The sequence below is a fragment of the Prevotella sp. S7 MS 2 genome (genome assembly GCF_000762865.1).
GTDB lineage: Bacteria > Bacteroidota > Bacteroidia > Bacteroidales > Bacteroidaceae > Prevotella.
On the sequence record NZ_JRPT01000002.1, the window covers coordinates 12390 to 27959 of the forward strand.

12 protein-coding genes are annotated in these 15570 nt (G+C 46.3%); 10 read left to right on the forward strand and 2 right to left on the reverse strand.

Annotated elements, in window-relative coordinates:
• Positions 1-156: 156 nt before the first annotated feature.
• From HMPREF0671_RS00675 to HMPREF0671_RS00700, 6 genes are all read left to right on the forward strand, one after another.
• Complete coding sequence (locus HMPREF0671_RS00675; protein ID WP_036896025.1) at positions 157-942, forward strand: pyrroline-5-carboxylate reductase; 786 nt, start codon at positions 157-159, stop codon at positions 940-942.
• 345 nt (positions 943-1287) lie between these two features.
• Entirely contained in the window at positions 1288-1842 is a 555-nt protein-coding gene (locus HMPREF0671_RS00680) for a helix-turn-helix domain-containing protein (protein ID WP_036896028.1), read from the forward strand.
• A gap of 13 nt (positions 1843-1855) precedes the next feature.
• Complete coding sequence (locus HMPREF0671_RS00685; RefSeq protein WP_036896029.1) at positions 1856-3520, forward strand: AMP-binding protein; 1665 nt, start codon at positions 1856-1858, stop codon at positions 3518-3520.
• 115 nt (positions 3521-3635) lie between these two features.
• Entirely contained in the window at positions 3636-4706 is a 1071-nt protein-coding gene (proB, locus tag HMPREF0671_RS00690; RefSeq protein ID WP_036896031.1) for a glutamate 5-kinase, read from the forward strand.
• Complete coding sequence (locus HMPREF0671_RS00695; RefSeq protein ID WP_369793909.1) at positions 4696-5973, forward strand: glutamate-5-semialdehyde dehydrogenase; 1278 nt, start codon at positions 4696-4698, stop codon at positions 5971-5973. Before proB ends, HMPREF0671_RS00695 begins: the two co-directional genes overlap by 11 nt.
• Before the next feature lie 126 nt (positions 5974-6099).
• Positions 6100-7062, forward strand: a complete 963-nt coding sequence (locus HMPREF0671_RS00700; RefSeq protein WP_036896035.1) for an acetylornithine carbamoyltransferase — start codon at positions 6100-6102, stop codon at positions 7060-7062.
• Between the two features lie 492 nt (positions 7063-7554).
• Here HMPREF0671_RS00700 and HMPREF0671_RS00705 read toward each other — a convergent pair whose 3' ends face one another.
• Positions 7555-8043: a hypothetical protein gene (locus tag HMPREF0671_RS00705; protein ID WP_052052715.1), complete on the reverse strand. Its 489-nt coding sequence runs from the start codon at positions 8041-8043 to the stop codon at positions 7555-7557.
• The gene (locus tag HMPREF0671_RS12605) at positions 8012-8203 is read right to left on the reverse strand and encodes a hypothetical protein (protein ID WP_369793907.1); all 192 of its coding nucleotides are present in this window, start codon (positions 8201-8203) and stop codon (positions 8012-8014) included. The genes HMPREF0671_RS00705 and HMPREF0671_RS12605 overlap by 32 nt, the downstream gene beginning before the upstream one ends.
• A gap of 476 nt (positions 8204-8679) precedes the next feature.
• On the opposite strand from HMPREF0671_RS12605, the gene HMPREF0671_RS00710 reads away from it, so the two are divergent.
• The 4 genes from HMPREF0671_RS00710 to HMPREF0671_RS00725 all read left to right on the forward strand — a co-directional run bounded on the left by HMPREF0671_RS00710 (position 8680) and on the right by HMPREF0671_RS00725 (position 15251).
• Positions 8680-11943 (forward strand): TonB-dependent receptor, encoded by a 3264-nt coding sequence (locus HMPREF0671_RS00710; protein WP_036896037.1) that lies wholly within the window; start codon positions 8680-8682, stop codon positions 11941-11943.
• A gap of 12 nt (positions 11944-11955) precedes the next feature.
• A complete protein-coding gene (locus HMPREF0671_RS00715) occupies positions 11956-13749 on the forward strand; it encodes a RagB/SusD family nutrient uptake outer membrane protein (RefSeq protein WP_036896039.1) in 1794 nt (597 codons plus the stop codon).
• Positions 13750-13775: 26 nt separating this feature from the next.
• Positions 13776-14618, forward strand: coding sequence for a hypothetical protein (locus tag HMPREF0671_RS00720; protein WP_036896041.1), 843 nt, complete (start codon positions 13776-13778; stop codon positions 14616-14618).
• Between the two features lie 81 nt (positions 14619-14699).
• Positions 14700-15251 carry a DUF4369 domain-containing protein gene (locus HMPREF0671_RS00725; protein ID WP_052052716.1) on the forward strand — a complete coding sequence of 184 codons (552 nt, stop codon included), beginning with the start codon at positions 14700-14702 and terminating at the stop codon, positions 15249-15251.
• The last annotated feature ends 319 nt before the right edge of the window (positions 15252-15570 follow it).

A 15570-nucleotide genomic window follows, 5' to 3' on the forward strand; every position in this document is an offset into this window, starting at 1 on the left:
GACAAATGTTTAAAGTATAAGATATGGACAAATGTCCGCTATCTCCTATTAACTTCAGATAACTCCTGATAACTCCTATAAACCATCTCCCATTAACTCCCGCTTACTTCTGTTATCTCCCATAAAATATCCCATTCCTCCCATAAAAATAAACCTATGAAAATAAGTATTATCGGAGCAGGTGCCATGGGTGGCTCATTTGCCGAAGGACTGCTCAAAAGCGACATTGTAAAACCGGCGGATGTGACCGTAGCCAATCCCCATTCCGACAAGCTAGACCGCTTTGCCGAACTCGGCGCAAGCGTCACCACAGACAACAAGGCAGCCGTAGTAGATGCCGATGTAGTAGTCTTCGTGGTTAAACCATGGTTGGTTGAACATGTTATTAACGAGGTAAAACCTTTCATGGATTACACTCGACAGATGGTCATTAATATGGCTGCTGCCGTCGATGCCAACCAACTAAAAGCATGGTTGGATAAAAATGGTATCGTCCCCCCACTCTTTCAAGTGATTCCCAACATCGCCATCGCCGTGAGAGCATCCATGACTTTCATCGTCCCAGTGGGCACCGACGATGGTCAAACAGCCACCATCAAGCAGATTTTCGACGACTTGGGACAAACCTACATCACCGATGAACAACACTTGGGAGCCGGAACGACACTAGCCAGTTGCGGTATCGCTTATGCCATGCGCTACTTCCGGGCTGCTTCTGAGGGTGGCGTAGAACTAGGTTTCAAGGCCGATGTGGCCAAAGACATCGTGCTACAGACTGTAAAAGGAGCGGTAGAACTACTTCAAGCCAACGGAAATCACCCCGAAGTAGAGATAGATAAGGTGACGACACCGGGTGGTTTGACCATTCGCGGACTCAACGAAATGGAACACGCAGGCTTTACCAGTGCCGTGATTAGGGGTCTGAAAGCCGGACTTAAATAGTTCGTTGCACCCACTTATCAACTCGTTCATTTATCAACTCGCCCACTCTTATTTTTCTAAAGAGGCTCTTTTAGCTTGCTGCAAAGCCTCTTCAGTGATGCTGCACGGGCTTAACAGCAATGCTGAAATGCCCTTGCAGCAAACCCAAAGAAATATAGACGAGTTTTTCACATGCTTTTTTTACACCCCTATATAATATAAGGTGTAATCTTGCACACACTAAATAGTTGTGCGCAAGAATTTTAGATATGTTCAGAATCTGCCCAAAAAATCGCCTTCACACGTCAGTATAATAAGAAAAAGTTTCGTACTTTTGGACTTGAAATCAATCATAATAACCACAAAATGGAAGAATCAATCAAACAAATCGGCCAACGACTGAGAGGCCTTCGCGAAGTGCTGAACATCCCAGCAGAGGAAGTTGCAGACCTATGCGACATCAGTTTGGAACACTATCTGAAGATTGAAGCCGGCGAAGCCGACCCATCGGTATATCGCCTTTCAAAGATTTCAAAACGATATGGCATCGACCTAGACGTGTTGCTCTTCGGCGAAGAGCCGCGAATGAGTACCTACTTCTTGACTCGTTACGGCCAAGGACCGGAGATAGACCGTGGCGACAGCTACAAATATCAGAGTCTGGCCGGAGGTTTCAGAGGCCGTAAAGTAGACCCATTCTTGACACAGGTAGACCCGTTACCAGACGGAAAGAAATATAACAAGAACACCCACAACGGACAAGAGTTTGACGCGGTGATTGAAGGACAACTAGAAATAACAATAGACGACAAAGAATTGGTTCTGTCAAAAGGCGATACCATCTACTTCGATGGACGTCGTCCCCACTGCATGCGTGCATTGGGAGGAGAGCCAGCTAAATTCCTTTGTGTAGTCATCTAATCAAGCATGCGAAATGATAGAAAGATTCTTAAAACAGACCCACTTTACTTCGGAGGAAGATTATGCCAAACATCTGCAATTCATCGTACCCGAAAATTTCAACTTTGCTTACGATGTGATGGATGTATGGGCTGAAGAGCAGCCCGACAAACTGGCTTTATTGTGGACTAGCGAACGAGGAGAAGAGATTCGATTTACGTTCAAAGACTTGAAAGAACAGACCGACCAAACGGCTTCATATTATCAAAGTCTGGGCATCGGACATGGAGATAAGGTGATGCTTATCTTGAAACGCCACTACCAGTGGTGGTTGTCGGTGTTGGCATTACATAAGTTAGGAGCCATAGCCATTCCCGCTACGCACATGCTAACCACTCACGACATCGTGTATCGAAACAACGGTGCGAGCGTGAAAGCAATTATCTGTGCCGGCGACGAATACATCATTGAACAGATAACCAATTCGTTGCCCGACAGTCCAACGGTCAAAGTGTTAATCAGCGTAGGCCCTCACGTACCGTCACATTTCCACGATTGGAACAAGGAATGGAAGCAAGCACCGCCCTTTAAACGCCCCGAACACGTGAATACCAACGAAGACATCATGATGATGTACTTCACCAGTGGTACCAGCGGAGAACCCAAGATGGTGGCACACGACTTCCTCTATGCCCTTGGGCACCTGACAACAGGTATCTATTGGCACAATCTGAATGAGAATAGTATCCACTTGACGGTGGCCGACACAGGTTGGGGAAAAGCCGTATGGGGCAAACTCTACGGTCAATGGTTTGCCGGTGCAGCGGTATTTGTGTACGACCATGAGAAGTTCACAGCCGAGAAAATCATGCGACAGATAGAGAAATATCGCATTACATCGTTCTGTGCTCCCCCTACCATCTACCGTTTCATGATTCACGAAGACTTCTCTCAATACGATTTAAGTAGTCTACAATACTGCACAACAGCCGGAGAAGCATTGAATCCATCAGTGGCCGAGAAGTTCAAACAACTCACCGGTGTCAGCTTGATGGAAGGTTTCGGACAGACGGAAACAACGATGACGCTCGGTACATTCCCTTGGATAAAGCCGAAGCCGGGCTCTATGGGCAAGCCTAATCAGCAATACGATGTCCACTTATTGCGCCCCGACGGTACCGAATGTGAAGATGGTGAGAAGGGAGAAATCTGTATTAAGGTAGGCGACGAGAAACCTTTAGGGCTCTTCAAAGGCTATTATCGCGATGAAGAGCGCACCAAGGAGGTTTGGCATAACGGCATCTACCACACCGGCGATATGGCTTGGCGCGACGAAGACGGCTACTATTGGTTTGTCGGTCGTACCGACGACGTCATCAAGAGTAGCGGTTATCGCATCGGCCCGTTCGAGGTTGAAAACGCTCTGATGACCCATCCGGCCATCTTGGAATGCGCTATTACAGGCGTACCCGACCCCATTCGTGGCATGATAGTGAAAGCAACGGTCGTTCTAGCCGACGGTTGGAAAGACAAAGCGGGCGACGAACTGGTCAAAACATTGCAAGACCACGTGAAGCATGTCACCGCTCCTTACAAGTATCCACGCATCATTGAGTTCGTCAACGAACTTCCGAAGACCATCTCCGGTAAGATTAGACGCGTGGAAATCAGGCAAAAAGACGGAGCAGGAAATAGTTAACAAGGAGACAAGTTGACGAGTTGACAAGAATTTGCATACTCGATTTACCAAATAATCGAGTAACCGAAACCCTCGTTAACTTGTCAACTCGTAAACTGGTAAACTGCAAATAACAATGAAACGAATCGTAGTAAAGGTTGGTAGCAACGTGCTCACACGCGACGACGGGAAGCTGGATGTAACCCGAATGTCGGCCATTGTCGATCAAATCGTGTGGCTTCGACACAATGGATATGAGGTGGTTCTCGTATCATCGGGCGCCATGGCCAGTGGTAGAAACGAGCTACAAGTGTCTAAAAAGCTGGATAGCGTGGCACAACGCCAACTCTTTTCTGCCCTCGGACAGGTAAAGCTCATCGGTCTTTACTACGATTTGTTCCGCGAATATGGCGTGCATGTGGGACAGGTATTGACCATGAAAGAGAGCTTTTCCACTCGTGGAGAGTATCTGAATCAACGTGCTTGCATGTCGGTAATGCTCGAAAACGGTGTTATACCCATCGTCAATGAGAACGATACCGTGAGTGTTACAGAGCTGATGTTCACCGATAACGATGAACTTTCAGGTCTTATTGCCTCCATGATGGATGCCGATACACTGGTCATCTTGAGTAATGTAGACGGTATCTACAACGGTTCACCCTCCGAACCCGGTACCCGTGTCATCCCCGTAGTGAACTACGACCGCGACATCAGTGAATACATCCAGAGCACGAAAAGCGGATTTGGCCGTGGCGGTATGATTACCAAGACCAACATTGCACGCAAAGTGGCCGAGGAAGGTATCAAGGTTCTCATCGCCAATGGGAAGACTGAGAACATTCTTATCAATCTGGCTACACATCCACAAAGCACCATACACACCGAGTTTAGGCCGAATCCGACTCCTACTTCGGGTGTAAAGAAATGGATAGCCCATAGCGAAAGCTTCGCCAAGGGATTGGTTCATATCAACGACAAAGCCGCAGAGGCCTTGAAGGGAGAGCAGACCGTAAGCCTGTTATTGGTGGGAGTGACTGCTATAGAAGGCGATTTTGAAGAGGGAGATATTATCAATATCATCGATTCAAAAGGCCATACGGTGGCCGTAGGACGCAGTGCCTACAGTGCCGAAGAGGCGCAAACGCATATTGGTAAACACGGACTCAAGCCGCTTGTACACTACGATTACATGTATATGGAATAACCAAAACACATCGATTATGGCTTTAGAACAAACATTCCGAGACGTAAAAAAGGCGAGCCGACAACTTGCTTTGATGACCGATGAGCAACGAAACGCGCTGCTTGGATATGTGGCTGCGGCCATCAGTCGCCATTCCGACCTGTTATTAGAGGCCAACAAGCGCGATTTGGCACGCATGGACAAGAGCAATCCGATGTACGATCGACTCATGCTCACGCCCGAACGACTACAAGAAATAACCGCCAGCCTCCGTCAGGTAGCCACCCTCCCCTCACCATTAGGCCATACGCTAAAGGAGAAAACACTCGACAATGGACTCCATCTACGTCGTGTAAGCGTGCCGTTTGGTGTCATCGGCGTCGTCTACGAGGCTCGCCCCAACGTCACCTTCGATGTATTCGCCCTCTGCCTAAAGAGTGGTAACGCCTGTATCTTGAAATGTGGACGCGATGCCATCGACTCTTGTCGAGCCGCAGTAGACCTCATCCACGATGTACTTCATACTGCCGGAGTTGACAGTAATATCGTACAACTACTGCCGGCAAGCCACGAAGCCACAGCCGAAATGCTCAATGCCGTGGGCTATATCGACCTATGTATACCGCGAGGGGGCAAGCATCTCATTGATTTTGTACGCGATACGGCCAAGATTCCGGTCATTGAGACTGGGGCAGGTGTGGTACATTGCTACTTCGACAAGGCCGGAGAACTCTGCATCGGACGCGATATCGTGTGTAATTCTAAGACACGTCGATGCAGTGTTTGCAACTCTCTCGACTGCCTGTTAATACACGAGAGCCGACTCAACGACCTACCATCACTCTGCGAACCACTCGCGCTAAAGGGTGTAAAACTACATGTCGACACCCGCGCCATGATTGCTTTGCACGACAATTATCCTACCGATTTGCTCGTACCCATCAATGGAGACGATGAGTGGAACACCGAATGGCTGAGCATGCAAATGAGTATTCGCACCGTAGACAGTCTCGACGAAGCCCTCGAACACATCGACACATACGGCAGCGGGCACAGTGAGAGCATCGTAACCGAAGATAAAGCAGCTGCAGAGAGATTTCAAACCATGGTAGATGCAGCCTGTATCTATGTCAATACACCCACTAGTTTCACTGATGGAGCACAATTCGGGCTCGGAGCAGAGATTGGTATCAGCACCCAGAAACTCAGCGCGCGTGGCCCAATGGCACTAGAAGAGATGACCACCTACAAGTGGTTGATAGAAGGACATGGGCAGATAAGGGAATAGAAGTCCCTCCCCGGCCTTCCCCAAAAAGTGAAATAGAGATTATCAACCATTCATATTAACCGGCAACCATATCCCACCTATTATATAATATAGACTTCGTGGGAAAGCTATTAAGAGAGACTTTATATGAAAACATTCTTCAATATCGAGGATTTAGGAGACCTTCGGACAGCATTATCCGAAGCTCAAGAGGTGAAACAAAATCGTTTCGGGTATCAGCAATTGGGTAAAAACAAGACCTTGCTGATGATTTTCTTCAATAATAGTCTGCGTACTCGCCTCTCAACACAGAAGGCGGCAATGAACTTAGGCATGAATGTCATCGTGCTAGATGTGAATGCCGGTGCGTGGAAACTGGAAACCGAGCGAGGCGTTATCATGGATGGAGACAAGAGCGAGCACCTACTTGAGGCTATTCCAGTGATGTCTAGCTACTGCGATATCATTGGTATTCGCAGCTTCGCAGGGCTTACCGACCGCAATTTCGACTATGCAGAGACCATCGTCAATCAATTCGTTCAATATAGCGGAAAGCCTGTTTTTGCCATGGAGACAGCCACAGTACATCCGCTACAAGCCTTTGCCGACCTCATCACGATAAAGGAACATAAGCCCATTGCACGCCCGAAAGTGGTACTCACATGGACACCCCACTGTCGCGCATTGCCTCAAGCCGTACCCAACAGTTTCGCCCAATGGATGAATAGAGCTGATGTTGACTTCGTCGTTACGCATCCTGAAGGTTATGAACTCGACCCGCGATTTGTGGGAAACGCACGCGTAGAATACGACCAACACAAAGCTTTCGAGGGTGCTCACTTCATTTATGCAAAGAACTGGAGCAATCCGGGCGTCACCAATCCTGCCGAATACGGCAAGATAACTTGCCAAGATATGAATTGGACTGTAGATGCCGAGCACATGGCATGGACCGATAACGGATACTTTATGCACTGTCTGCCAGTGCGTCGCGGCCTCATCGTCACCGACGACGTGATTGAAGGTGCGCACAGCCTCGTTATTCCCGAAGCTGCCAACCGTGAGATTAGCGCCGAAGTAGTTATCAAACGCATGCTCGAAGCGTTGTAATCAAGCAGCCTATTTCAAAGTTCTTATTTCATCAACATATACCCTAAGAGTTAACAAGTTGACGAGTTGATAAGTAGACTAGTTGTATTTACTCCATTAATATATCCCTCTAAGTTTACAAACTTGGAGGGATATATTTTTTATCAAATCGTAAAAGATACCTATCAAAACCAAGATGAAAAGACCAACCGGCCTTATCTTCCTATTAAAAAAAGAATTGACAAGTCTTAAAAGCTAATACTTTTTTGACATAAAACCATCACTTCTCACTCCCAACTCGTCTACTTATCTACTCGTAAACTTGTTTACTAATTGATTGCAGGGGCTTGGCAACATCGCTGTCTCGGCTTCGCAGCAATGCTGAAAAGGCTTTGCAGTAATTCTGCCGAGCCACTGCAAGAACATCATACTACCCTTTTTCCAAAGAGAGGGAGATTTTTTTGAATTACAAAGTAGACCTAACAAGGATTTAGATAGATGCACACGAGTCGTTTACAACAACTCTTCAAGTACCTTCAAGTCGTCGTCCGTGGTAGCCCAACTTGTCACAAAGCGGCATACAAAGGCATCTGAGCCAAATGGCTCCCAATGAGTGAAGAGCACATGTTTCTCCAATTCGGCTACGCGTTTGTTGTCTATGATAAAGAATTGTTGATTGGTTGGCGAGTCGATAAAGAGTCGATAGCCCCGTTTAAGAAACAGTGTGCGCATCTTCATAGCCATATCTATGGTATGCTTAGAGATGCGGAAGTAAAGGTCGTCAGTGAAAAGAGCATCGAATTGCAGCCCCATCAATCGTCCTTTAGCAGACAAAGCCCCATGCTGTTTCACAATGGTGAAGAATTGGCGCGGTGCTCCATTGAGGAATACCACGGCTTCACCGCAGAGCGCCCCCACCTTGGTGCCACCGATATAAAAGGCATCACAGTGCTCAGCAATAAAGGGAAGATCAACATCGCACCCCCGATAAGAAATAGACATCGGCTTTTGGCGCATTGCAGGCTACCCGTATACGATGGCGAGCACGCTCGCTCCACTCATCAAAGCCATAAGTGAGGCTTTGCTTATCATTGGTATCAACTAGGTGTTGCAGCACCAACGGATGCGCACCGTTATTGTAATCACACTCAAAAGAAATCATACGATATTTTGCTTTACTCTATTATAATAGCACAAAATTAGTCATTTTCACTAATATATCTATATTATAATAGGTGGAGAATAATCATTCAGACACTTTACCCTTTTTGAGATAATTTATGTTTTGCTATAAAGTTATAAGATAGTATCAGCATTGAGCAAAATAGTATCAGCATAATAAGATTTTATTATATAACTTTGCGAGCAATAAATATTGCATCAATCTCCCCAACGGTACAAGAAAACGTATGATAACCTAACCTGCCGTCAGACAGAGGAGACACCAAACGACCTAAACATAAAAGGAAATATCTAGAACTTAAACAATACAAAACCAAGACTTCATGGAAAAGAATTCAACTTAAAAATGCTGTTCGCGGTATAAAATACTTGCAAACTAATCTACTTACTTTTTTTGGAGAAGACTCCAAATACCAAAATCTATTAAACGTTTAACCTATAGAAATACCTAAAAGTATGACTCTTCATTTTAGAAAGACAGCTTTGGTCATGGGTGCTTGTGCAACATTAGGACTCGCCTATTCACCACAAGCATTGGCTGCTTTGCCTAATTCCTCGGTCAAAGAGGTGCAACAAGCCAAGAAAATTACCGGTCACATTGTAGATTCTCAAGGCCCCGTCATCGGTGCAACCGTATTAGAGAAAGGTACTACCAATGGTGTTGTTACCGACTTAGATGGTAACTTCAGCATGAATGTGAAACCGGGTGCAACCCTCGTCGTTAGTTATATCGGCTATAAGACGCAGGAAATCCAAGTGGGAAATCAATCCAATTTTTCTCTTACACTTCAGTCTGAAGACACCAGTTTGGACGAAGTCGTTGTTGTAGGTTATGGTGTACAGAAGAAGAAACTGGTAACAGGCGCTACCGTCGAAGTAAAAGGTTCTGACCTACAAAAGATGAATACCACTCAAGCATTGGGCGCATTGCAGAGCATGAGTCCCGGTGTGAACATTCAAGCTATATCAGGACAGCCCGGTGATGGATTCAAAGTAACCATCCGTGGTGCCGGTACGAATAGTGATACTAAGCCATTATACGTTATCGACGGCGTATCGGGTGGCGATATTAACAATATCAACCCGGCCGACATCGAGCGTATTGACGTATTGAAGGACGGTGCTTCGGCTGCCATCTACGGTTCGGCAGCTGCCAATGGTGTCATCTTGATTACCACACGCCAAGGTAAAGAGGGTAAGATACAGGTGAGCTACGACGGCAATGTGGGTTGGCAGAACGTATATCGCATGCCCGACTTGCTGACAGCTAAGGAATATATGCAGGTACAAGACCTCGTAAGAAACAACAGCGGAGTAGCACCTTGGGACTGGAGCAAGTTCATTGACGCCGATTTATTGAAGGCTTACAACGACGGAACGAACAAGGGTACCAACTGGCTCGACCTCTTGCGTAACAAAAATGCAGTGACTACAAGTCACGCTCTCAACGTTACCGGCGGTACAGACCGTTCTAAGTTCAGCACCGGCGTGGGTTATCAGTATCAAGATGGTATCTTCGGTGGAGACTTCGCCAAGAGCGATTTCCGTCGTTTCACCATACGTTTGAACTCTGAACACGTCATTTATCGCAACGAAAAGGGACTCGATGTAGTGAAAATTGGGGAGAATGTATACTTCAATCATCGCGAAAATCAAGGTATCCAGATAGGAAACCAGTACGGCAACTCTATCTCCGACATGCTTCGTGCTAATCCTTTGGTGCCTCTATACAATGCTGATGGCAACTATTTCAACAACGACGACCTGAAGAAATCAGGCACTGAGGGATGGTATAAGTACAACTCTTATACTGTAAACCCACTTTACGTTTTGGAGAATTCTCAAGGTTCTAACAACAAAAGTCGCAGCTTTAATCTGTCAGCAGTAGGTTACTACGAGATTCAACCCATCAAGAACTTGGTGTATCGTGGACAGTTCAACTACAACCAAAGTTCATGGTCATGGCGTAGCTTCTTGCCTAACTTCAACGCAAATGAGAATACGGCAGGTATGAAACGTACCACCGACCAAGTCACACAACAAGCCGGACTCGGCTGGGGATGGAGCAATACCCACACTGTTAACTATAAATTCGATTTGGAGAGGGTTCACCATATTGACGTATTAGCCGGTATGGAATACGGCGAATCAAAGCCTAACTTCGGTGAATCCATCCAAGGTATCTCTACAACAAGTATCTTTGGAGATTTCAGCCACGCTTATCTGTCGGCTACTAGCGACAAGGGTGGTAAGGCAACTGTTATCGGTACTCCTTATGTAGACACTCGTAGCCTGTCTTACTTCGGCCGCATCAACTACGACTATAACGAGACTTACATGCTGACAGCTATCTTCCGTGCCGATGGCTCTTCTATCTTTGCCCCCGGACATCGCTGGGGTTACTTCCCATCGGTATCTGCAGGATGGGTTGTAAGCAACGAGAAGTTTATGGAATCTACACGCAGTTGGATGGACTACTTGAAACTTCGTGCCAGCTGGGGACAAAATGGTAACAAGAATATTGTATCGAGTTTCGCTTACCAAGCAACCTTTGCATTCGATGAACTGTCTAACTATTCATTCAATAATAATAAAGACAGCTATACACCGGGAGCCAGTCCATCACGTCTTTCTAACGAAGAATTGACATGGGAGACATCAGAACAGACCAACGTAGGTATTGATGCTCGCTTCTTAAATCAGCGTTTGAACGTGAACTTCGACTGGTATTATAAGAAGACAAAGGACTTGTTGCTGGAAGTTCCTGTTGCTGCAACAACCGGTTTTGACAAACAATGGCAGAACGCCGGTACTGTCCGGAACACTGGTATTGAGCTTGGTTTGAACTGGCAAGATAAGATTGGCACAGACTTTACTTATGGTGTAAACTATAATATTGCCTACAATAATAATAAGGTGATTACCGTTAATAGTCCTCGTAAGTACAATGAAGGCGGTAACGACTTGCTCGCACAGAACACAGGTATCATGGCTCGCTTTGAAGAAGGATTCCCTATCGGTTACTTCTATGGCTATAAGACCGATGGAGTCATTCAGAATCAGAACGATTTGGAGGCCTACCTAGCAAAGAACTGTGGTGGAGATGCTACTCATTCTCTACAAGGAACAGGTTTGAAACCCGGTGATTTAAAGTTCGTAGACGTTGATGGTGACGGTGTCATCACCCCTGCCGACAAGACTAATTTGGGCAATCCTAACCCCGATGTAACTATGGGTCTCAGCCTCAACTTCGGTTATAAAGGTTTTGATTTCTCTGTGACAGGCTATACAGCTCTTGGACAACAGGTTGCAAGATCATATCGTAAGTTCACCGACGGTGAGCAAGAGAATTACACTTCTGAAGTATATGGCTACTGGAATGGTGAAGGAACCTCTAACAGATACCCACTCTTGGCCCGTATGAATACCGGTCCTAACTGGCAGCAAGTATCAGATATCTATGTAGACAATGCTGGTTACTTCCGCTTACAGAACATGACTATCGGTTATGATTTCGCTAAGAACTGGAAAGCATGCCCATTCTCACAACTCCGTCTCTACTTCACCGCACAGAACCTATTTACCATTACCGGATACAAGGGAATGGATCCTGAGAACGGTATGGCTCTTAATAGTGGAGAGCCTTGGGTAACCGGTGTTGATGTAGGTAACTACCCACAACCTCGTACATTCTTGGTTGGTGTCAATGTTAAATTCTAAATCGAAACAACAATGAAAAGAATATCATATATCATAGGCTCGCTTCTGATGATAGCAGGGACATTTACATCGTGTGATATCAACAATATCCAGAACATGACGGACCTGTCTACTGAAAACTTCCCTGCAAAATCAAGCGATGCGACAGCCGTTTTGGCCGGCATCTATGAGAATTTGAATGCAGTGATGGCCAATCCTCAAGAGTCGTTCTTGTATTATTCTGACTTGGCTAGCGACGATCAGCTCGGTGGTGGTGGTGTCAACGACAAGATGATGCAGGCTTTAGACCTCATCTGTAACTACAATGCTGATATGACAAAAGATTTCTGGAGTCAGCGTTATCAAGGCATCAACCGCGCCAACACACTGATTGCGTCTATCCCAAATACAAAGTTAGACGGAGAGAACAAGGCGCAGGTCATGGGTGAAGCACTCTTCCTACGTGCCTTCTATCACTACGAATTGGCATCTATGTACGGTAACGTACCTTTGATGACAGCTCCTTCCGGCGAGACAGTTACTCCGGGTGACGTGAAAGTATTGTGGGGACAGATACTTCAAGACCTGTACACTGCAGCCACAACAATGCCAAAACAACGTCTGACCAACGGTCATATTGACCGCTATACAGCCAGTGCTATGTTGGGACGTGCTTGGTTGTTCTACACAGGTTTCTACGGAAACGGTACTACTATCGCCGACTTGACCAGCACCACTTACAAATCTTTGACCGAAGTTGCATTGCCTAACGGCAACACTTTGACCAAGGCACAAGTGATTGCATGTATCGATGAGTGTGTCAACAGTTCCGGCTACTCATTGGTTCCCGACTTCCGCAACCTGTGGGCATATAGTAACCGTAACACGAAAGAAGACTACGAATATACCAAGGGTAAAGGATTGAAATGGGTAGAAGACGATAATGCCGTTAACCCGGAGTCTATGTTCGCCATCAAGTTTAACAAGCGTGCCGACTGGGCTACAACCATTGGTTATGCCAACGGGCTAGCATTGCACTTCGGTGTACGCGGTGGACAAGACTTAGCTAATACATTCCCCTTCGGACAAGGATGGGGTGCAGGTTCTGTAGCTCCCAACTTGGTAGACGACTGGAATAGTGCCGAGCCCGGCGACAAGCGTCTTGAAGCATCTATTCAGGATGTGAACAAACTACCTAATTATGCAAAGGGTGGATGGGCCGACTTTGTTCAAGAAACCGACTATTATGAGAAGAAGCAGTCTCCGGTTTCTGCTAAGAACGATGGAACCTACGAAGAAGCTTTCCCAACAACAGGTTCTAACGCGGTACCTTACCTGAGTTGCTTTGAAAGCTTAATGTATGGGCCTTCCAACTGGATACAAGGCAACAACAACTTCCAATTAGGTAACATCCACGACATCGTATTGATTCGTTTCGCAGATGTACTTTTGATGCAGAGCGAATTGAAAGAAGACGTCGCAGGTATCAACAAAGTGCGTGCTCGTGCAGGCTTGAGCCCTATCGGAGCTTACTCTCTCAAGGCTCTTCAGAACGAACGTCGCTGGGAGTTGGCATTCGAAGGTACTCGCTGGAATGACATCCGTCGTTGGCACATTGCTGCCCAAATGTTATCAAGACAGCTCAATCAACCTATCTACTATTGTGGAGCTTCCGACAAAAACATAGCCCACAACGGTGGCTACGAAGCACGCTATAAGGCCACAGCCGGCTTCCAAAAGATGCCAGAAAGTCAAGTTTCATTGGGTAGTGTCACCCAAAATGAAGGTTGGACTGACAACACCTCTGAATATCAGGGTTGGAAATAATTCACTCATCAAAAAGAAACAGAAATATGAAAAAGATATTATTTGCAGCTGCTCTACTGACTTTCATGATGGCATCTTGCAATCCGCAGCAAGATGATGAGAGCCCGGTAGCCAACGTTACATCCGAAGAACTCAGCAAAGAACTTCAGATTACAGCTAAGAAAGAAGGCAACAACAACCTCGTTGTCACCACATCGCCTACACGTTATATCTATGTATACGATGCAGAAACAAACGAGATGGTCGGTAGTGGTACTTCGGTGAAAGTACAGGTATTGCCTCCTGCCCGCACCGTCAAGTACTATGTACAGGTTACAGGCTTTGATCGCTCAGTGGCAAAGTCGGAAGCTAAATCCATCGACGTAAAAGAATTCACTGACCTCGACCCCATGCTTACCACCTTGTTTGGTGATGGTAAGGGCGACTTCACATCTTATACATACACTTGGAACACTGAAGCAGCCGACGGTGTATGGGGTAATGGTGGATACATGGAGTCTACCGGACCGGCTTGGTGGGTTGTTAAGACTGCCGATATAGACCAGCAAGCAACCGACAAGGGACTTCCTAAAGACGGTGCCGACGGTTGGTTTTCTATGGGGCTAGGCGCCGGTGGTGTTAAGACCAGCCGTGGTGAGAGCGGTAGCGTTACAGCTACAAGCACCAAAGTGAAAGACGGTTGGGACATCGGAACCCTCACTTTCAATGGTACAATTCCATTGATGGGTCTCATGGTCAATAATGGCAATGCTCGCCAATACGTCTATCAGATTCTCAAAGCCGACAGCAAAGAACTCCGTCTTTGCGCTCCAGAACCCGGAGCAGGCGACTGGGGAACTGCATTCTTCTGGAATTTCAAGAGAAAGTAACGTCGTAGGGTATTAGTATTTAGGTGGAAGCCCCGAACGGTCAATACGGTCGGGGCTTTTTACAAAAACAATATGAGAATCATGAAAAGAGTGATTTTTCTCTCGGCAATCTTGCTATTGCTCTTCAGCTGTAACAACAAGCCACGCTATAGGATAGAAGGTACGGTTACAGCAGGCGTCGCTGATGGGCAGAAGATTTATCTTGTACCCATGACGGGAGCCAATTGGGGAAACGTGGATTCCACGTATGCGTACAATGGTAAGTTTGTATTTGAGGGCGACACAGAGCGCGTGAGCATCATCCGATTGCCTTTCAGACAGCGCATGCAAGCCCAAGAGCTGCTCGTAGTGACCGAACCCGGCGTTATCAAGGTGCACCTCGATACCAACAGCATCACCTCCGGGACACCACAAAATAATCTGATACAGCAGTGGAAAGACCTCACCATACAACGCAACACGGCCTCCAATCTATACCTTTCGGCTAACATGCGGCATGCGTCAAAGGATAGTATCGCAATGCTTAAAGGGCATGCCGACAAGGCCGACTCGACTTTCTACCAATTCATGAAAGCCACCATAAAGAAACAGCCCGGCAATACGATAGCTAAATTCTTTCAACAATATCTCTAAACCACCTTTCTCTTACACTACAATACCAACCGCAGACGATGTCCGCGGTTTTTTGTTTAAAGCCCGCCTACAACATGATTGAACAGGCAATGACTTATTTTCTTACACCCGCTAGGTTTAGATAAACATTTAAGGAAATTACAAATACAATGTTGCAGTGGCCGGGCAACACTGCTGTCTCGGCTAGGCAGCAATGCTGAAATGGCTATACAGCAATACTGGGGAGGCTTTGCAATAGCCCCAACCCAACTCAATCGTTTTAGTAAACAAGTTAACGAATAAACTAGTTAACAAGGGTTTAAGTTGACAAGTAGACGAG